The following is a 19432-nucleotide window of genomic DNA, read 5'->3' on the forward strand; positions in this document are numbered from 1 at the left end:
AACAGGCCGCCAAGCTCCAAAGTTAACCTTGAGTATGCTAGTTTTCAGGGCGCACCAACAGACCCATAGCCCAGAGGAAAAACGCATGGCCACTTGCGAAGATTGCAACCGCGAAGCGACACATATTTTGGTTAATTACAACCACGATACCGTCCAACCTGAAGAGGTCTATTGCGCAGAACATGCCTTTGATGATGGCCGTGAGATGTGCAGTATTTGCGAAAACTTCGGGTACGCCATTGAGTATACGGACGAGAATGATGAGGACTACGAGTTACAGCCTACCTACGCGCCAGGCCAGCTTGATGCAGGGCACATGTGTTCTGATCATCCGTGAAGGTAAATGCGTTAAGCAGGAAGCCCGCCTCAAGGCGGGCTTTTACGAGGTCAATCGTCGCGCATAATCGACATACTGAAAAAGAGCTCGAGCCAAATGTGTCAGTCTATTGCCTTGAATATTCGCGGTATTACCGAGACCGGAAGCCTGCGGGGTCACTAACCCGGTGTGTGTAAGCCCGTTCAAAATAGCGCTGGCAGACGCGTCATTTAAGCCTAGCTCTAGATGAATAGCTGTCTGAAAACCCTCAAAGCCAGATTCATCCAGGATCTCCTCATCCGATGTGCCCCAAAGACCGTACTCACGCATAAGCAATATGAGGTTTAACTCAGTCCCGGTCACCCCGTTCAGCGCGCTGATTGCCATTTGTGCTAAATCTGGTCGTTTGTCGGCATCACCGCTCTGAATTCCACCAATCATGGCATCAGTAATGTAATCGACTACTTCCTTTTCGGAACAAATCTCAAAGGCTCTCCCCACACGCATGAACAGGGCAAAGCGATGATCGCTATTTCGCAGTTCCTCTTCTGTAAACCCATGCGCTTCTGCTTTCTGAAGCAGCCGTTCAAACTTCCACTCCATATACACTCGGCAGGCCATACCGGAGCTCTTTAGCATCAGCTCTGTTCCGATCATAGACATTCACTCGAGTATTTTAAGATTTATCTTCATCGTTTTTTTCATGGCCTAGCAATTGCCAGGCTTGCTCTGGTTGTGACAAACCTTCATAATTTTTTGGCAAACGTAAAAATTGCGATATTAAATACCACTCCTCCTGAAGGCTTCTACTTCGCCTATAAGCCATAGCACACCTTAAAACATCCATGTGGCTCACAAGTTGTAACATTATCACATCATATAGATCTGGCGCATCTTGAAGTATTCCTGTGACAAACCTTGCAAACCTATAGACCTCTTTCGTGACTATATGACCTATGAAATTCTGGACTTTTAAATCTTCACTCATGAGTTCTTGAAGAACATCATCACTCATATAAAAATCACAAACTCTATATCTTCTATTAATAAAAATCATATCATAAGCCGCAAAAGATTCATCACTTGCTATTTCACCTAAAGATTTATCGAGGTGATGTCTTAAGGCTGAGAAAGCATCTGGCAACAAAGATGAAGCACGTTGATAGGCATTAAGACGTTGTTGGTGACCATCAGCTTGCTCAATTTGTATTTTTTGCTGGCGAATCAATGCCTGCTGCTGCTTTATCGTAATCATAAAGGCCGCCAAGGTAGCCACAACAGCAGCCACCCCAATAGTGCCCGATATAAACGTCGCAAAGTTTGCCCAGTCACCAGTGTTTTCAGAAAAGCCATTGGCCCCAAATTCACGCTCATAAAGATAGAGAGCTACAATACCAACTGATAAAACGGAAAAAATTATCAGCGAATAGCCTATGGCACTTAACAACCTTCTCATCCCAACATTCCCTTAGCCGTCGTTTTCCCGCACCTTACCACACCCCACAGTGTAAACCGCTCCACTCACCCCCAGCGCTGCTAACACCCAGCCCCAAGACCCCGCACGATACCCGCGTGAATTCACCTTTCTTGTGAACCTGCGCAGGAGCCACCATGGCACTCGATCAATACCACCACGGCGTGCGCGTTGCGGAAGTCAACGACGGCACCCGATCCATTCGCACGGTCTCCACCGCCGTTATTGGCGTGGTGTGCACCGCGCCGGATGCTGACGATAAAACCTTCCCCCTCAACCGCCCGGCCCTGGTCACCAATGTGGATACCGCCATTGGCAACGCCGGTACCCAGGGCACGCTGAAAAACACCCTCACCGCCATCAGCCAGCAGGCCAAGCCGATCATCGTCGCGGTGCGGGTGGCCGAAGGCGAAACCGAGGAAGAAACCACCGCCAATTTGGTGGGCACCACTACCGAGCTAGGCCAGCGCACCGGTCTGCAGGCGCTGCTAACCGCCAAGCAGAAGCTCGGCGTGACGCCGCGCATCATCGGCGTGCCGTACTTGGATACCCAACCAGTAGTCACCGCCATGGCCTCGATCCTCGAGCAGCTGCGCGCCTTCGGCTACTTCTACGCCCACGGCTGCGAGACGGTATCCGAGGTGATCGCCTACCGCGATGAGTTCGGTGCCCGTGAGCTGATGCCGATCTGGCCCCAGTGGGAAGCGTTTGATACCGACGATGCCGACACCACCACCCTCTGCCCGGTGGCCATCGCCCTGGGCCTGCGTGCCCAGCTCGACCAAACCGTGGGCTGGCACAAAACCATCAGTAACGTGGTGGTCAACGGCGTCACCGGCATCAGTAAAGACGTGTTCTGGGACCTGCAATCGCCCAACACCGATGCAGGCCTGCTCAACGCGGCGGATGTCACCACGTTGATCAACCAGAACGGCTACCGCTTCTGGGGCTCGCGTACCTGCGCCGGGCCGGAAAGCCTCTACCCGTTCGAGAACTACACCCGCACCGCGCAGATCATCGCCGACACCGTGGCGGAAGCGCACCTGTGGGCGGTGGACAAGCCGCTGCATGCCTCGCTGGCCCGGGACATCATCGAGGGCCTAAACGCCAAGTTCCGCGAGCTGAAAAACCTGGGGCTGATCGTCGATGCCAACGCCTGGCTGAACGAGGAGTTGAACACCCAGACCTCGCTCAAGGCTGGCAAGCTGCGCATCGACTACGACTACACCCCGGTGCCGCCGCTCGAGGATCTCGGCTTCCTGCAGCGCATTACCGATTCGTACCTCGCCGACTTCGCTGAGCGCGTTGCGGCCACCGCGTAAGGATTTTTTCCATGGCACTCCCCAAAAAGCTCAAAGACCTGAATCTGTTCAGCAACGGCGACAGCTGGCAGGGCATCGTGCAGTCCATCACCCTGCCCACTCTCACCCGCAAGATCGAAGAATGGCGTGGCGGCGGTATGGATGGCCCCGTCGGCATCGACCTGGGTCAGGACGGCCTGCTGACCGTTCAGTGGACCGTAGGCGGGCTAGTCGAAAGCATCTTCGATAACTTCGGCACCGCCCGCATCGACGCCGACATGCTGCGCATGACCGGCAGCTACGAGCGTGACGACGTGGACGATGCCTCCGCTGTCGAGGTGGTCATGCGCGGCCGCCATACCGAAATCGACATGGGCGACGCCCAGGCCGGCGAGAACACCGAGCACCAGGTCACCAGCACGCTCAGCTACTACAAGCTGACCATCGACGGCACCACCAAGATCGAGATCGACCTGGTCAACGGCGTGTTCAAGGTCAACGGCGAAGACCGCCTGGCCGGTCGCCGGCAACGCTTAGGCATTTGAAGACAGGTATTTAAACCGCTCCCATTCCCGCACTTCACTCACACACTAGGACGACCCCATGACCAAAGCCGCCGTTACTCAAGCCATCGCTGCCACCATCACGCTGGATACCCCGCTCACCCGGGGCGAAACCGAAATCACTGAGCTGCGCCTGCGCAAACCCACCTCCGGCGAGCTGCGCGGCGTCTCGCTGGCCGAGGTGCTGCAGATGAACACCGACGCGCTGATCATGCTGGTACCGCGCCTTTCCAGCCCCTCCCTCACCGCCGCCGAGGTACGCCAGATGGACCCGGCGGATCTCGTGCAATGCGGCGGTGAAATCGCCGGTTTTTTGCTGACGAAGCGGGCCAAGGGCGAGAGCGAATAAACCTACCCGGTCAAGTAGAAGACGCGATGGCGGATCTCGCCATCGTCTTCCACTGGTCAACGGAGGACTGCGCCGGTTTTAGCCTGCGCGAGCTGATGGAATGGCGCGAACGGGCGCGTAAGCGCAGCACACCAACGGAAAGCGGGAGCCAGCGTGGCACGCGATCTTAAACTTCAGGTAATTCTCAACGCCGTTGACCAGGCCACCCGCCCGCTGCGCTCCATCGACCGCGCATCGGCGGGCGCCTCCCAGGCCATGCGCGAAAACCGCGACCGCCTGAAGCAGCTGCAAGCCACGCAGAAGGACGTCAGCTCCTTTCGTACCCTGTCTCGCCAATCCACCGACACCGCCAGCGCGCTGCGCGAGCAGCAGGACCGTATTCGCCGCCTCTCGCAGCAGATGCAAGATAACCAGGGCGACACAGCCGCCCTCACCGCCGAGCGCCAAAAGGCCATCAGCCAGGCCCGCCGCCTGACCCAGCGCTACGACGACGAACGCCAGAAGCTGCACCGGCTGCGCACCTCACTGAACGACAATGGCGTCAGCACCGGCCAGCTCGCCCGCGACCAGCGTCGGCTTTCCAGCGATATCCGCCAGGCCAACACCGTGGTGGATGAACAGCGGCAACGGCTGAAGCGGCTGGCCGAGCAGCAGCGTAATGCCGCCCGCGCACGCGGCCAGTACGACCGCGCCATGAGCATGCGCAACAACATGGCCGGTACCGGCGCGGGCATGGCAGCCAGCGGCGGTGCCGCCCTGTATGCCGGGGCGCGCCTGCTTTCCCCCGGTGTGGCCTATGGCGAGTCGATGTCTCGCGTGCAGGCGCTTACCCGCATGGACGCAGACGACGAACGCTACCAGGCGCTTCGCCAGCAGGCGCGGGAGCTGGGAGCCTCCACTGCGTTCAGCGCCGGGCAATCCGCCGACGCGCAAGGTTACCTGGCCATGGCTGGGTTTGATCCGGAGGCGATTCAGGCCGCCATGCCGGATATGCTCAACCTCGCCCTGGCCAACCGCACGGATCTCGGCCGCACGGCGGATATCTCCTCCAATATTCTCTCCGGCTTTGGGCTGGACCCTGACCAGATGGGCCGCGTGGGCGACGTGCTCACCGCCACCACTACCCGGGCCAACGTCGACCTGGAAATGCTCGGCCAGTCGATGAAGTACGTCGCGCCCCAGGCCCGCGCCATGAACATGTCGCTGGAACAATCCGCCGCCATGGCGGGCCTGCTGGGTAACGTGGGCATTCAGGCCAGCCAGGCGGGCACCACCCTGCGCGCCATGGTCACGCGTTTGTCCGCCCCCACCAGCGCCGCCGCCGGGGCACTGGCAGACCTGGGCGTCAACGCCAAGGACGCCGAAGGCAACCTGCGCGACGTGCCCAAGATCCTCGCCGATGTGGCCCGCGCCACGGAAGAAATGGGCAACGCCGATCGCGCCGCCTACCTGAAAGAGATCTTCGGTGAAGAGCCCGGCGCGGGGATGGCCGAGCTAATCGCACAGCAAGGCAGCGCCGGGATCGAGCAGTTTACCGAGATCCTCAGCAACTCAGCTGGCGAGAACGCCCGCGTGGCGAAAACTATGGCCGATAATATCGGTGGCGACCTCAAATCGCTCAGCAGCGCCTGGGATGAAATTGGCATCTCGATCACCGAGACCAACAACGGCCCGCTGCGCGATCTCATTCAGCGCGTTACCGCCATTACCCGCGGCGTGGGCGAATGGATCAACGAAAACCCACGCCTGGCCGGTACCATCGCCAAGGTGGCCGCCGGGCTGGCCGTGCTGGTCACCGCCGGGGGCGCGCTGACGCTGATGCTCGCCTCGATTCTCGGCCCCATCGCCATGGTGCGCTACGGCATGGCCCTGGTGGGGCCGCAGCTGCTCACCGCCGGTAAAGCCATGATGTGGCTGGGCGGCGTGTTTCGGGCGGTCTCCATGTTCTTCCTTGCCAATCCCATCGGCATCGCCATTGCCGCGATCGCCGCCGCGGCGTACCTCATCTATCGCTACTGGGAACCCATCAAGGCGTTTTTCCAGGGGCTTTGGCAGCAGGTCAAAGCCGCGTTTAGTGACGGCATTGGTGGCGTGGCCAAGCTGCTGGTGAATTGGTCGCCGCTGGGCCTGCTGTATAAGGGCATGACGACCGCCCTCTCAGCGCTGGGCGTCGAGATCCCCGCGCAGTTCGGCTCGCTGGGCACCGCCATTGTGGACGGCATTATCGGCGGGCTAACCGGCAAACTGGGCGAATTGCAGGATCGCGTAAAAGGCATGGCAGGTAGCGTGCGCAACTGGTTCGCCAACGTGCTGGGCATTAATAGCCCCTCCAGGGTATTTGCCGAGCTAGGTGGCTTTACAGTGGATGGGTTAATCAGCGGCCTGACCGGCAAGATCAGCGAGCTGCGTGACCGTGTCGTGGGTATAGCGGGTAGCGTAAAAGGCTGGTTTGCCGACGTGCTGGATATCAACAGCCCCTCCCGGGTGTTTACCCAGTTGGGCGGCTACACGGTGGATGGCCTAAACAAAGGCCTGGACGCCCAGCGCGACGAACCCGCCCGGCGTATTCAGGAGATCGCCAAGCGCGTCACCCGCGCCGGTGCCGGGCTGGCCCTGGGCACCGCCGCCCTACCCGCAGCGGCCATGCCCGCCATCGAGCAACCAGCGCCCATTCAGTTTGATAACCGCCCGCCGCTCACCCAAGCCAGCACCCAGGCGGGCAGCGGCTTCAGCATGGGCGATATCAACATCAACGTCACGCCCGCCCAGGGCATGGACGAACGCCAGCTCGCCCAATACGTCGCCCAGGAAGTGGAACGCGCCCTGGCCAACGCCCAACGCGAGAGCCAAGCACGCCGCCGCTCATCGTTGTGGGATATCGATTAACAGGAGTCTCCCGCATGCTCATGGCCCTTGGCATGTTCGTGTTTGAAACCCGCACCGTGCCGTATCAGGAACTCAAGCGAATCACCGAATGGCGGCACGCCAGCCAATCCCGCGTGGGCGACCGCCCGGCCTATCAATTCGTTGGCCCAGGGGCTGATAGCATCACGCTAACCGGCACCCTGCTGCCCAGCTTCACCGGTGGGCGGCTCAGCCTGGATGAGCTGCGCGAGATGGCCGACCAGGGCAGCGCCTGGCCGCTGGTCGAAGGCACCGGTCGCCAGTATGGCTTGTGGGTGGTCACCCGTGTGGAAGAAACCAGCACCCACTTTTTCCGCGACGGCGCTGCGGAGAAAATCGACTTCGTCGTGACGCTTGAGCACGTGGACGATCAGCGCACCGATCTTATCGGCCGCCTGACGCTCTCTGCAGCGGCACGTTTGGCCGGGGCCTACGCATGAATACACCCAATGGCTATCCACGGCCCAGCTACCGCATCACCCTGGGCGACCAGGACATTACCCCACGCATCAACGGCCGGTTGATCAACCTCACCCTGCGCGAGCAGCGCGGCATGGAGGCGGACCAGCTGGATATCACCCTCTCGGATCACGATGGTCAGTTGGAGTTACCCTCACGCGGCGCCGCGTTGGAAGTCGCCTTCGGCTGGGAGGAAGAAGGGCTGGTGGACAAAGGCCGCTTCACGGTAGACGAGGTGCAGCACAGCGGCACGCCGGACAAGCTCACTCTCCGCGCCCGCTCGGCGGATATGCGCGGGCAGCTGCCCGGCAAACGCACACAAAGCTGGCACGACATCACCCTGCTCGACATCATCAGCACCATTGCCGCCCGGCACGACCTAACGCCCGTGGTGGCCACACAGCTTGGCGAGCGACGCATTGCCCACATTGACCAAACCGACGAGTCAGATCTTAATTTTCTTACCCGTTTGGGAGAACGGTTCGACGCCGTGGCCACCATCAAGGCCGGGCGCATACTGTTTACCGTGGCAGGCGAAGCCCTCACCGCCAGCGGCAACGCCATGCCCCGCGTGCCCCTCACCCGCCGCGATGGCGACCAGCACCGCTACAGCATCACCGACCGCGACGCCTACAGCGGCGTAAAAGCCTACTGGAACGACACCCATGGCGCCGAGCGCCAAACGGTACTGGCAGGCAGCGACGATAACGCCAAACAGCTACGCCCCACCTACGCCACCGAAGCCGACGCCCTAGACGCCGCCCGCGCCGAATGGCAACGCATCCAGCGCGGCGTGGCGGAATTCGAGCTCACCCTGGCACGCGGCAATGCCAGCCTAACCCCCGAGGCCACCATCACCGCACAAGGCTACAAACCGGAGATTGACGAAACCCAATGGCTGGCGACGGAGGTGGTGCATTCGCTGAATGATGGGGGCTTTGGGATGCAGGTTAGGTGTGAGGTGATGAAAAGATTAAGCAGCTATGATTAGATTAGTTGCTTCGAACTGATCAAGCAGATCTTTATCTATTTTTGCTATTTCTTTCTCAGCGTTTGACTTTGAGATGACCTTTTCAAAGAAATCAAAATGCCACATCTGATAGCATTTAACTCTATCCTCCTCATTATCACTCAGAAAGATAAAGTTCTTAAAGCTGGATTGTTCAAAAAAAACCCGCTTACTGCAGTACGCTTTTGATCGCTCGCAAAGAGGTTCTATTTCTTGCAACTCCTTATATATTCGCAATACAGCCCTAGCGCCTTCTTTATCTTTCACGCTCTCTAGATCTTCAATTAATTTTATCTTATTCTTTACTGTAGAAAAAAAAGATAACCTGTATTCATTTTGGAATATCTCGAGACCACTAACCTCTCCAATTTTATGAGTAATTACATTTACATCTCTTTCAACTTCCCCAGTTTCTTTATCTTTCTCTTCTTTGACTACTCGAACATCGACAGTTATATCCTTACGCCCTGTTTTTGACATATCTTGTAGCTTGCGTGAAACCTTCGCTGGTATTGACTTCAAGAACCCGGAAACAAAATGATTCAAATCGCTAAGCCGCTCCAACTCAATTCTTAATTTTTCTGATATTTTATCTTTATCTCTGAAGCAGTGATTTATATAACTTACTCGCTCCTGGTATCTTTTTTCATTATCGTATTGACTAACTGATTTCCTTAGGTCCCCATCAGGGTCAAAATCTTTGACACACGTACTGCCCAATAAAGATTTCTCACCATCTTTTAATTCCACAACATACCCGTTCCTATGACTTTGTCTACAAAGCTTTTTCTTATCTTTCTCACAACAACACTTCAAAGGAGGTTCTGAATCATTCAGATGGTAGTCACCAATTAGCGAAAGAAAATTATCAGCATTTACAGCTATGGGGTTTTCTGGACTGACAATTTCTACAACTTCACTAGCACGTTGATATGAATTAATTTCTGTAATTTTATTCATCCCACCCCCAGCTAAGGCTTTGCAAGGCTAAAAACTAAATAGAAATTAGCATTTAGACAAATTGTATAACAAATTGAAAGCCATGTGGGGTAATCAAAAACCCCCAGCCATTCCATGGCCAGGGGTTTTTAATGCCGCATCCTTCTGACGAGCCGGATTCCGTCCCGCGTGCTTCAAGGCGACATTGTCAGATTGGCAAATTTCTTCTCAGGATGATGTAAGCCATTACCCACAGCGCGTGTAAGAAATCGCTTACACGGCCCAGCACCTCGCCTGCCTGACCACCACCCCCTTGAACTGCTGCGCGTTCACAAAGTAGCCCTGCCCACCGTTGGGCGGCAATAACCGGCAGCGGCTACCGGCGCGATGGGATTTAAACAGCCGGTATTCGCCTTCTATCTCAGCCACCACCAGATCGGCGTGGCCCAGCGAGCGCGCTTCATCCACCACCAGCACGTCACCTTCCATCAACGGCCCGCCTGGATGTGCTTCCTCGCTAATCTCCACGAGAAAACAGCTGGGGGTAAATTTTCGCCTGTCCATTTCCGCTACCGCTGGATGATCAATGCCCACCACGGCTGGCCCCAAGTAAGTCACTCGCATTCGCTCCCCCTGTGCTTGCTCGATGTTTGGCGACGTACATTAGCGTTTGCCTGTCGCTTTCCCTGTGGCTAATACTGTATAAATAAACAGTATTACACAAGTAGCAGGAGGCAAAAATGATCGGGCTGGTGGACTGCAACAACTTCTACGTGAGCTGCGAGCGGGTGTTCAATCCCAAGCTCAACGGCCGCGCCGTGGGCATCATGTCCAACAACGACGGTTGTATCGTGGCCCGGTCCAACGAGCTGAAAGCCATGGGAGTGGAAATGGGCACCCCGGCGCACCACGTCCGCCACCTGGTCGACCGCGGCGAGGTGATTCTGTACTCCTCCAATTACGAGCTCTACGGGGATATGTCCCATCGCGTACAAGCCACCCTCGAGCAGGAAACCGCTGGCGTGGAGCCCTACTCAATCGATGAGATGTTCGTGCGCATGGATGGCTTCACACCCGAAGCACTCCTGGAGCATGCCAAAAGCCTGCACTGGAAAATCCACCGCTACACCGGCATTCCCGTGTGCGTGGGCGTAGCGGCGACCCACACCCTTGCCAAGCTGGCCAACCGCATCGCCAAAAAGCACCCTGGCTACCCAGGCGTGTGCATCTTTCATGCGGATAGCGACGAGGCCAAACACCTGCTGCAGCAGATCGACGTGGGCGATATATGGGGCATTGGCCGCCGCCTGAACGAGCGCCTTCAGATCCTCGGCATCAAAACGGCCTGGGATCTCCGCGAGGCAGACGCCAAACGCCTGCGGCGTAAGTTCTCGGTGAACATGGAGCGCACGGTGCTGGAGCTGCGCGGCATCAGCTGCCTGGAAATGAACGACCTGCATGAACCCAAGAAGCGCATCATGACCAGCCGATCGTTCGGCCGCCCCACACAGCAACTCGCTGACCTGCAGGGCGCCATTCGCCAGCACGCCCAGCGCGGTGCCGAAAAGCTACGCGAGCAGAAAAGCCTCGCCCGCGCCGTGCTGGTCTTCCTCAAGACCGACCGCTTCCGCCCCGACCTGCCCCAATACTCGCCCAGCCTGGTGGTGGAAATGGAGCGCCCCAGCCAAGACACCCGCGACATTCTCCACGCCGCCCAGGAAGCGCTGCGCAAGATCTACCGGCCCAAATACGGCTACAAGAAGGCAGGCGTGATGATGCTCGACCTCACCGACGAAAACCGCCAGCAGCTCAGCCTCATGGACACCCCGCAAACCGAGGAAGAACGCCAGCGCAGCCACAAGCTCATGGCCACCATGGACGCGCTGAACGAGAAGATGGGAAAAGGAACGGTACGCCTGGGCCTACCGGAAAAGAACGCCCCCTGGCACCTACGCTGCGCCCACCGCAGCCCGCGCTATACGACGAACTGGGATGAGTTGGTGAAGGCGTATACGGATGAGGGGGTGGCTAAAAATGGGGCTGGCCATGAAACCATCTAAGTATTAGAATGTGTTTCATTCATGAAATAAAGAATTAGCGCAATGAGGGTGTGCCTACTCGGCCAAGAGACGTTAGAATCCCACCCTTTCAAGAACATTCATCCCGAGAGGGAGTTAAAGCTTAAGGTAACGTCATGCCAACAGCAGTGTCACTTTTCTCAGGTTGCGGAGGCTCAGACGCTGGCATCATCAATGCTGGCTTTGATGTGCTGATGGCCAACGATGTGTTGGCATACGCGCAGGCAGTATATGAGCACAACCACCCAGAGACTGACTACCGCTTAGGCGACATCAGCAAAATAGAAAATTTTCCAGATGCTGAGTTATTGGTTGGCTGCTACCCCTGTCAAGGATTCAGTCAAGGCGGCGTTCGCGACGCTAACAGAAAAATCAACACGCTGTATCTTGAATTTGCACGCGCGCTGAGGCAGATACGGCCCAAGGCATTCATTGTTGAGAATGTATCTGGCATGGTGCGTAAAAATTACGCCTACCTCCTCCAGGACCAGGAGCGGGTATTTACTGAAGCTGGTTACAACGTTTCATTCCAAGTGCTTAATGCAGCCGACTTCGGCGTTGCCCAAGAACGTAAGCGGATTTTCATCGTCGGTATACGAGACGACTTTGGTATTGAGTATGAATTCCCACAGCCAACCCATGGCGTGCTGGGCGGGGCTGCAAAAACGACAATTCACGATGCCATTGGAGGAATGCCTGAATGGCCAGAGGGGGAGTTCTACGATCTAGACTTCCATTGGTACTACCTATCAAGAAACCGTCGTAACGAATGGGCAGATCAGTCAAAAACGATTGTGGCCAACCCAAGGCACATGCCGCTTCATCCAATGAGCCCGCCACTCGAGAAGCTTGAGCATAACGTATGGCGTTTCACACATGATGGACCAGCGCGCCGTTTTAGCTATCGAGAGGCAGCTAAGCTACAAGGATTTGGTGATTTAGTGTTTCCAGAGCATAAATACGGAAGCATGAGCATGCGCTATAAAGTAATAGGTAATGCTGTGCCACCGCCCTTATTTCAAGCGGTGGCTGAAGCATTGCCAGACATATGGGATAACTAACTACATCTCAACTTCATAGCGCATGAACTCGTTTTCAAAATCCACAAAATAATTTTTTTGAACGATCTCATCAAACATGTCATTCTTATCTAATAGAGTTAGTATACGAAGCCGGTCTAGAACAAGTGCACCACTAACATGCCTATCATTTACCCAATCACCATTGGCCATACGATAAGTTACAGGAGTAAACATCGTAGTAACGGTATCGTGTAATAAAGTAAAATATGATCTAAAACTAATAGGGTGTGCTTCTAATATTTTATTAGGCCACTCTCTTTCTTGAGCTCCACATTGCCCAAATACGACATGTGAACCCGAGGCGTTATCATCAAAAGACACTACTCCAACTAAATCTATGCCAGCGTCTCCTGACGAATGCAACTTATCGATTCCTCTTCTATTTATATCTTGAACACAGATTTGTTCACCCAGTCTCACTAAAGCCTCTCTACAATTAGTGCCATAAAAGTCACGGCGATCTTCAGAATTAGCATCAAATATCTTGACATCAGCATGAGTAGGAAGAAGAGACTCTAACGCCAGCGCGCTTATATTTGCAAATACTTTTGCCCACTTAGACCTACTACTCCTATGGAAGGATCGAAGTCTAGATGCTGCTAATAAAAACCTATATACTCTATGCTTAGACGAACTCCAATCAGTATTTATAATTATACGATCTCCATCTATCTCAAATGGATAACTTTCAGAGAAAGAAGTGCATCTGTAACTCATCTGAGTCCATAAGTCTTCAATCTTAGATTCACGAATCTCATACTTTAGAGCATCCGAAAAAGGCACTTCATCTTCATCAATAGTTTCATCAAACTCATCAGCAACTACAGGCAACCCATTAGCCAAGCTAACAACATCATTTTTATGCAACTCCCCTTTACCCAAATAATCATACACTGCTAAAAGCTCAACTAAATCAGCATAGAGATGAGGAGTAGAGGGATGCTGAACTCCAATATTAAAATTCATCATCATCTACCTTTTTTTCTTTCAAACTCGTACCAATCAATTTAATAGTTTTATTAATATCTCTTGCAGCATCCAAGGCTTCTTGAGAAAAATCTGAAGTAGCAACTAAACTTGCAGCTTTTTCAATAGAAGCCTGAGCTATATATAAAAGCTCAATAAACTCCTCATCTGAGCCTTTCGATAGCCTATATGCATAATCTAAACTACTGCCTTTCATGAAAGCATGGCATGCTTGCTCAGAATCTAACACAGCACCTAACATTTTCAGGTTTCGCGATTCGCCAATTTTAGTAGAACCTGATTCATCTTTTTTATAAAGCCATATAGTTAGATTCCTTATAGAATCTCTATCTAAACAACTACCATCAACAATAGGGTGTTGATACTCAGAGTCACCATCCTCATCTTTTTTAGCTGTTCCAATAAAATTGGCAATTCTTTCATCTGCCAGTGCCGTTGATAAAACAGAAAACTTGATGGACTCTTCATCCAATTCAGCAATATCATAAAAGCCTTGCTCTTCAATTTCCTCGTAGACAGCGAGAGCGTCAAGACTCCTTTTAATATGATTACTCTTAGAACCAATAGCTCTTGCAACGTCTTTATATCTATCAGGCGCGCTTATATGACTATCCGTCCTCTCAAAAAGCTGCTTCATATACCTTGCTTTTGAGAGCGGGTCCCACTGCTTAACTCCTGTAATGTGTCTAAAACCCAAGTATGGCAAAACCTCTTCACGAGTTTCTTTTATTACAACAGGCAACTCATCAATTAGATATTCAACTGTTCCAGAAATCTCCCTAATCAAACGACCCGGCCTATTCATCGAGCTAGGATCATTTATTAGCTTAACTGCAGACAAACGTCTATTCCCTTCAACTACTACTAACTTACCCCCTTCTTTAACAACAACTAAAGGCTCACCAGGGAAAAAACCATTTTTGGCAATTGCATCCATTAAATCTTCAAGGCTAGTAGTATTTGCAATATAGGTAAGTACATCTTTTTCTGTTTTTTTTACACCCAAAGGAAGTCTTGGGTTCTCCATGTCTAAATGCAAATCATCAACTTTTTCGTAAGTGATCCCATTATCTTCCATTTCATACTCCAAATTATTTATAAGTAAAGCTTTGCCATTATTCTAGGGAAAGTAGATGCTCGAAGCCCCATAGCCAAAAAACTACCTTCATAGTTTTACAGTCACACAACCCGCCCAATCCGAATCTCACACCGCCCCAGGATCTCCACATCGTGCATATCCTGCGGCTTGATCATTTCCGGCTGGTAGTGGTCGTTGTCGCTGATCAGGTACAGCGCGCCGCCCGCCAGGCGCTGTACCCGCTTGATACGGCGTTCCCCGCTTACCAGTAGCAAAAACACGCCTTCCTGTTTCGGGTCGCGGTTGCTGCGATCTACAAGCACCCAGTCGCCATCATCCAGCGTGCCGAGCATCGAATCGCCGCGCACTTTCACACCGACCACTTGAGCGGGATCCAGCCCCTGGTCGGAAAGCTCCGCCGTGGAAAAGTACAGCGTTGTCTGCACCGGCTCGCCTTCAAAGCTGCGCCCTGCCCCGGCCGCGGCTTCGATGTCGTACATCTTCACCGGCGAGAGATCCGGCGATGGTTCACTTAACGGCAACCCCAATGGTTGTGCGTCGGGTGTTCCTGAACGCTGGCCCTTGAGCACATAAAAGATATCAACGCCTTCATCTGACACTGCCGACAAGTACGCAGAATCAGGGCTGCTAGCGCCTTTTTCATATTTAATTTGTGTCGTTTTACCCACGCCACCGATCTGGGCGAGAGCCGTTTGGCTCAGCCCAATCCGCTCGCGTTCTTCTTTCAGGCGCTCGCCAATGTTCATTTTTATGAACCATCCTTATTGACAGGTTCATTTTTGTGAACCATTCTATCGATGTCTTTCAGATCACAACACATAGCTAGGGAGCCACTGCCATGGCCACACCTGCCAAACCCACACCGCTACACCCTAAAACCGTGACCTATCGTGGCGTCACCGTTGAGCTGGAGCGATGCCCGCAACGCACTCGCCAGTTGCTGCAGCTGGCAACCGGCGGCGGTAGCCAAACGCTCAACCCGCTGGCGGAAATTGAAGCGCTGGAAGAGCGCACCACCGCCGAAGCGGTAGGCCAACTGGCGGCCACGTTGATCGCCAACGGCCAGCATTCCGACATTCAGCGGGAACACGCGCTGGAAGCGCTGCGCACCCACCTGGATGAGCACTTCGTGCAACGCAAGCTGATTCGCCTGTACCAGCGCTAACCACTGGTTCGCATTGTCTTTCACTTTGTCAAGGAAGCCTAACCCATGAACCGCCCTAACTCCATTACCCCAAAGGCAATTTATGCCCCCAAGGGGTGTAACTGCCCAATCATGGCCCACGTGACCGAGAACGAGCGCGACGACCTGAAGCGTATCGCCCAGCTGGAAATGCGCACGCTGTCCGCCACCGCTCGCATGCTCATGCTGCGCGGTATCGAGCAGTACGACCAAGACACCCTCAGTGCCGAATGACGACCCGCTGCCTTGCATAAGGATGTTTGCCATGTACCAGGACCCCAAACGTGTGCGCTCTCGTTACGCCGCTCTCAATTTGGATCAGTACGAGGCCCGACTGATCGATGCCCTGGTGGATTACACCGGCATCGACCGAGCCTCGCTGCTACGTCAACTGGTGCTGAAAGAAGCACTGGAGACGCTGGGCGTTGCTGATCTCTCCGTTAGCAATGTGCCTCAAGAGGCGTCGTAAAGGCAGGTCTTTTTGAGGACCCCAAGGAGCACTGATGTATGGCTGACCAACCGGCCCGCGGCGAATTACGCCTTCCGCTGAATGAGCAGCTAGAGGACGTGCTGCAGCAGGTATGCGACCAGCAGAACTTATCGAGCCTGGACGAAGCCGCCGAGTGGTTGATGCGTCGCCGCTTGCGCAAAGGCACCCAAGGACTCACCGGCCGAGGCCGCGCCCTTTACCCCATTGAGAGAAAACACTGATGACGATGACCAGCAAACACCGCCTTCCTTGCCCGCACTGTGGCCACAACCTGCGCATTCGCAAAAGCCAGGGGCTAACGCCGGTGTACCGCGAGGCGGTCGTGGAATGCCGCAATGAAGACTGTGGGTTTCGGGGCAAAGCGCGCATCGAGGTGTGCAACACGCTGACACCCAGCGACAGCCCCAACGCCCAGGTGGATCTGCCGTTTACGCCCAGGTTGCTTCAACAAGCGATCAAGCAGGCGCACCAGGCATCGTAAACGCCTGACCGGCCCAGCCAATGACTCTGAAACTAAGGAGGCGAGCGTGAATCCATCGCTGCGCCAGGACATTGTTACGCGCTTGATAAGCGATTTTGAGGCTATTGAGCGCGGCCCCTACCTGCAACGGGTGCGCTGCCCGGAGTGCGGGAAGCGCGAGGCGTATATCAATGCCGACGCGCCGTGGATGCTGAAATGTGGCCGGGAGAACAACTGCGGCGCGCAGCTGCACGTGAAAGCGCTGTTCCCTGACCTGTTCCGCTCCTGGAGCGAACGCTACAGTCCCAAAGCGGGGGAACAGCCCGCCTCCGCCACGCCAGTGGCGGATGGCTACCTGCGCGACGGCCGTGGCTTTGAGCTTTCTCGTATTCAGGGCTGGTACACGCAAGAGAGCTACTGGAAGCCGGAGATCGGCGGCACCGCCACCGTGCGCTTTGCCCTTCCCGGCGGCACCTACTGGGAGCGCCTGCTGGATAACCCGGAGCGCTTCGGGAAGCAAAAAGCCAACTTCGTCGGCCGCTATAAGGGCCAGTGGTGGTGTCCGCCGGCGCTGACGCTAAGCGACCTGGTCGCCGCCGGCGAGGTGTGGATCGTGGAAGGCATCTTCGATGCCATCGCCCTGTATCACCACGGCATCGCCGCTGTGTCCGCCATGAGCTGCGGTAACTACCCCGATGCAGCGCTCAAAGCCATGGCGGACGCCGCCCACCACGCAGGCACCAGCCGCCCGGCGCTGGTGTGGGCGCTGGATAACAACCGCGCTGGCCACAACGCCACGCTCAAGCACGTTAAACGTGCCCGGGCGGCTGGCTGGGAGTGCCACGCCTCGCAAATTCCCCACGGTGGCCACGACTGGAACGATGCCCACCAGCGCGGTGAGCTGACCGAGACCGACCGCGAGACCTACCGCTACCACGGCGACCTGCTGTTAGCGCCGACCGCCATGGCCAAGGCGCTGCTGATGTACAAGCGCCGCGAGCAGCGGGAGTTCTGGTTCGAGTTCAAACGCCAGGTGTGGTGGTGGAAGCTGGATATGGACGCCTTCGACCGTGCCCTGCGCGCCGATGGAGCGGATGGCCACGACCAGGAACAGCTCGACCCGGCCATGCGCGATGCGGCGCTGGAGCAAGCGGGCAGCGTGAAGCGGATCTGCACCTGTTACCCCACGGCGCTGTATTACCAGGCCAACGCGGTCACCGATGAGAGCTGGTACTACTACCGCGTGGAATTCCCCGACGGTCGCCCGCCGATCAAGAACACCTTCAGCGGCGGCCAGCTGGCCAGTGCCAGCGAGTACAAAAAGCGCCTGCTGGGCGTGGCCCCTGGCGCTGTCTGGACAGGCACGAGCCAGCAGCTGGACCAACTGCTGCAGGACCAGATCGGCAACATCAAAACCGTCGAGACCATCGATTTCATCGGCTACAGCAAAGACCACGGTGCCTATGTGTTCGGTGATCTCGCCGTGGCCGGTGGCCGAGTGGTACCGATCAACAGCGAGGACTTTTTCGAGCTCGGCCCCCGCCGCCAGCTGAAGACTCTCAGCCAGTCCGTGGCGCTTCATATCAACCCTGATCGCAAAGCGTTCAGCACCGACTGGATTCCGCAGTTGCTCGGCGCGTTCGGCCCCAGGGGCGTGGTAGCCCTGGGCTACTGGATGGGCAGCCTGCTGGCCGAGCAGATCCGCGCCGAAATGGGCAGCTTCCCGTTTCTGGAGATCGTCGGCGAAGCGGGCGCGGGTAAATCCACGCTGATCGAGTTTCTGTGGAAGCTGTGCGGCCGCCGCGACTACGAGGGCTTTGACCCCAGCAAGGCCACCATGCCCGCCCGCTCGCGCAACTTCGCCCAGGTGAGCAACCTGCCGGTGGTGCTGATCGAGTCCGACCGCGAGCAGGAAGGCGGCGCCAAGCAAAAGCAGTTCGATTGGGACGAGCTCAAGACCGCCTTCAACGGCCGCTCGATTCGCGCCCGGGGCGTGAAGAACAGCGGTAACGACACCTACGAGCCGCCCTTTCGCGGCAGCATCGTGATCAGCCAAAACGCCCCGGTACAGGCGGGCGAGGCCATCCAAACGCGGATCTGTCACCTGCACTTCTCCCGGGAAGGCCAAAACAAAGACACCAAGGCCATGGCCGAGGCGTTGGAAAAAGCCGAGCTCGAGCACGTTAGCCAGTTTGCCCTCGAGGTCGCCCAGCGCGAAGCCGCGCTGCTGGCCTTAATCACCCAGCGCGCCCGCCGGTACGCCAACCAGCTGGGCGACGACCCGGATATCAAGGTGCTGCGCATCGCCAAATGCCACGGCCAGCTAATGGCCCTGGTGGAATGCCTGGGGCCGGAAGGGCTCGGCCTGTTCGATGAGCAGACCATCACCGTGGCCATGGGCCACATCCAGCAGATGGCCCGCGAGCGTCAGCAATCCATCAATGCCGACCATCCCCTGGTCGCCGAATTCTGGGAAGCCGTCGACTACATCGAAGGCCTGCGCGACGAGCCCATGCTGAACCACTACGGCAAGGGCAGCGACTTGATCGCCATCAACCTGAAGGATTTCGAGCGCACCTGCGCCGAATACAAGCTGCGCACGCCGGAAATGCGCGAGCTGAAGCGGTACCTGAAGAGCAGCAAGACCCGCAAGTTTGTGGATTCCAACCGCACCGTGAACTCCCGCGTCCGCCTCCACGGCGGCAGCGTGAAGTGTTGGGTGTTTCAACAATGAAGGAG

23 protein-coding genes are annotated in these 19432 nt (G+C 55.9%); 16 read left to right on the top strand and 7 right to left on the bottom strand.

Features of this window, described 5'->3' with window-relative positions; genetic code table 11:
• The first annotated feature begins 85 nt into the window (after nucleotides 1-85).
• Nucleotides 86-337 (top strand): hypothetical protein, encoded by a 252-nt coding sequence (locus tag IT895_RS12485; RefSeq protein ID WP_199283634.1) that lies wholly within the window; start codon nucleotides 86-88, stop codon nucleotides 335-337.
• A gap of 42 nt (nucleotides 338-379) precedes the next feature.
• On the opposite strand, the gene IT895_RS12490 is transcribed toward IT895_RS12485, so the two are convergent.
• Nucleotides 380-973, bottom strand: a complete 594-nt coding sequence (locus tag IT895_RS12490; protein WP_199283635.1) for a hypothetical protein — start codon at nucleotides 971-973, stop codon at nucleotides 380-382.
• 19 nt (nucleotides 974-992) lie between these two features.
• On the bottom strand, nucleotides 993-1772 hold the full coding sequence (locus tag IT895_RS12495) for a hypothetical protein (protein WP_199283636.1): 780 nt from the start codon (nucleotides 1770-1772) through the stop codon (nucleotides 993-995).
• 155 nt (nucleotides 1773-1927) lie between these two features.
• Here IT895_RS12495 and IT895_RS12500 point away from each other — a divergent pair, with 155 nt between their 5' ends.
• The 7 genes from IT895_RS12500 to IT895_RS12530 are packed head-to-tail and all read left to right on the top strand — an operon-like array spanning nucleotide 1928 to nucleotide 8357.
• Entirely contained in the window at nucleotides 1928-3112 is a 1185-nt protein-coding gene (locus IT895_RS12500; protein WP_199283637.1) for a phage tail sheath protein, read from the top strand.
• 11 nt (nucleotides 3113-3123) lie between these two features.
• On the top strand, nucleotides 3124-3636 hold the full coding sequence (locus IT895_RS12505; protein WP_199283638.1) for a phage major tail tube protein: 513 nt from the start codon (nucleotides 3124-3126) through the stop codon (nucleotides 3634-3636).
• Nucleotides 3637-3694: 58 nt separating this feature from the next.
• Nucleotides 3695-4003: a phage tail assembly protein gene (locus IT895_RS12510; RefSeq protein WP_199283639.1), complete on the top strand. Its 309-nt coding sequence runs from the start codon at nucleotides 3695-3697 to the stop codon at nucleotides 4001-4003.
• A gap of 26 nt (nucleotides 4004-4029) precedes the next feature.
• Complete coding sequence (locus IT895_RS12515) at nucleotides 4030-4173, top strand: GpE family phage tail protein (protein ID WP_199283640.1); 144 nt, start codon at nucleotides 4030-4032, stop codon at nucleotides 4171-4173.
• Nucleotides 4157-6889 (top strand): phage tail tape measure protein, encoded by a 2733-nt coding sequence (locus tag IT895_RS12520; protein WP_199283641.1) that lies wholly within the window; start codon nucleotides 4157-4159, stop codon nucleotides 6887-6889. Before IT895_RS12515 ends, IT895_RS12520 begins: the two co-directional genes overlap by 17 nt.
• 14 nt (nucleotides 6890-6903) lie before the next feature.
• The gene (locus IT895_RS12525; RefSeq protein ID WP_199283642.1) at nucleotides 6904-7347 is read left to right on the top strand and encodes a phage tail protein; all 444 of its coding nucleotides are present in this window, start codon (nucleotides 6904-6906) and stop codon (nucleotides 7345-7347) included.
• A complete protein-coding gene (locus IT895_RS12530) occupies nucleotides 7344-8357 on the top strand; it encodes a phage late control D family protein (protein ID WP_199283643.1) in 1014 nt (337 codons plus the stop codon). Before IT895_RS12525 ends, IT895_RS12530 begins: the two co-directional genes overlap by 4 nt.
• On the opposite strand, the gene IT895_RS12535 is transcribed toward IT895_RS12530, so the two are convergent.
• Together IT895_RS12535 and IT895_RS12540 are read right to left on the bottom strand one after the other, a co-directional pair.
• Nucleotides 8340-9335 (bottom strand): hypothetical protein, encoded by a 996-nt coding sequence (locus IT895_RS12535; RefSeq protein WP_199283644.1) that lies wholly within the window; start codon nucleotides 9333-9335, stop codon nucleotides 8340-8342. The genes IT895_RS12530 and IT895_RS12535 overlap by 18 nt on opposite strands.
• A gap of 252 nt (nucleotides 9336-9587) precedes the next feature.
• Nucleotides 9588-9938 carry a hypothetical protein gene (locus tag IT895_RS12540; protein ID WP_199283645.1) on the bottom strand — a complete coding sequence of 117 codons (351 nt, stop codon included), beginning with the start codon at nucleotides 9936-9938 and terminating at the stop codon, nucleotides 9588-9590.
• Nucleotides 9939-10054: 116 nt separating this feature from the next.
• Between IT895_RS12540 and IT895_RS12545 the strand changes: the two genes are divergently transcribed.
• Nucleotides 10055-11374 (top strand): Y-family DNA polymerase, encoded by a 1320-nt coding sequence (locus tag IT895_RS12545; protein ID WP_199283646.1) that lies wholly within the window; start codon nucleotides 10055-10057, stop codon nucleotides 11372-11374.
• A gap of 134 nt (nucleotides 11375-11508) precedes the next feature.
• Nucleotides 11509-12453, top strand: a complete 945-nt coding sequence (locus IT895_RS12550) for a DNA cytosine methyltransferase (RefSeq protein ID WP_233337243.1) — start codon at nucleotides 11509-11511, stop codon at nucleotides 12451-12453.
• Here IT895_RS12550 and IT895_RS12555 read toward each other — a convergent pair whose 3' ends face one another.
• The 3 genes from IT895_RS12555 to IT895_RS12565 all read right to left on the bottom strand — a co-directional run bounded on the left by IT895_RS12555 (nucleotide 12454) and on the right by IT895_RS12565 (nucleotide 15306).
• Nucleotides 12454-13440 carry a hypothetical protein gene (locus IT895_RS12555; RefSeq protein ID WP_199283647.1) on the bottom strand — a complete coding sequence of 329 codons (987 nt, stop codon included), beginning with the start codon at nucleotides 13438-13440 and terminating at the stop codon, nucleotides 12454-12456.
• Complete coding sequence (locus IT895_RS12560; protein WP_199283648.1) at nucleotides 13430-14539, bottom strand: ParB N-terminal domain-containing protein; 1110 nt, start codon at nucleotides 14537-14539, stop codon at nucleotides 13430-13432. Before IT895_RS12560 ends, IT895_RS12555 begins: the two co-directional genes overlap by 11 nt.
• A gap of 101 nt (nucleotides 14540-14640) precedes the next feature.
• A complete protein-coding gene (locus IT895_RS12565; RefSeq protein ID WP_199283649.1) occupies nucleotides 14641-15306 on the bottom strand; it encodes an XRE family transcriptional regulator in 666 nt (221 codons plus the stop codon).
• A gap of 92 nt (nucleotides 15307-15398) precedes the next feature.
• Here IT895_RS12565 and IT895_RS12570 point away from each other — a divergent pair, with 92 nt between their 5' ends.
• The 6 genes from IT895_RS12570 to IT895_RS12595 are packed head-to-tail and all read left to right on the top strand — an operon-like array spanning nucleotide 15399 to nucleotide 19427.
• Entirely contained in the window at nucleotides 15399-15725 is a 327-nt protein-coding gene (locus IT895_RS12570) for a hypothetical protein (RefSeq protein ID WP_199283650.1), read from the top strand.
• A gap of 45 nt (nucleotides 15726-15770) precedes the next feature.
• Entirely contained in the window at nucleotides 15771-15977 is a 207-nt protein-coding gene (locus IT895_RS12575; RefSeq protein WP_066317085.1) for a hypothetical protein, read from the top strand.
• A 31-nt stretch (nucleotides 15978-16008) separates the two neighbouring features.
• A complete protein-coding gene (locus IT895_RS12580; protein ID WP_066317083.1) occupies nucleotides 16009-16212 on the top strand; it encodes a hypothetical protein in 204 nt (67 codons plus the stop codon).
• Between the two features lie 38 nt (nucleotides 16213-16250).
• Nucleotides 16251-16454 carry a hypothetical protein gene (locus tag IT895_RS12585; RefSeq protein WP_199283651.1) on the top strand — a complete coding sequence of 68 codons (204 nt, stop codon included), beginning with the start codon at nucleotides 16251-16253 and terminating at the stop codon, nucleotides 16452-16454.
• Entirely contained in the window at nucleotides 16454-16714 is a 261-nt protein-coding gene (locus tag IT895_RS12590; RefSeq protein WP_199283652.1) for an ogr/Delta-like zinc finger family protein, read from the top strand. Before IT895_RS12585 ends, IT895_RS12590 begins: the two co-directional genes overlap by 1 nt.
• 46 nt (nucleotides 16715-16760) lie before the next feature.
• Nucleotides 16761-19427 carry a toprim domain-containing protein gene (locus IT895_RS12595; RefSeq protein WP_199283653.1) on the top strand — a complete coding sequence of 889 codons (2667 nt, stop codon included), beginning with the start codon at nucleotides 16761-16763 and terminating at the stop codon, nucleotides 19425-19427.
• Nucleotides 19428-19432 lie beyond the last annotated feature (5 nt).

Origin of the sequence: Halomonas sp. A40-4 (assembly GCF_015767635.1) — a bacterium.
Lineage (GTDB): Bacteria > Pseudomonadota > Gammaproteobacteria > Pseudomonadales > Halomonadaceae > Vreelandella > Vreelandella janggokensis.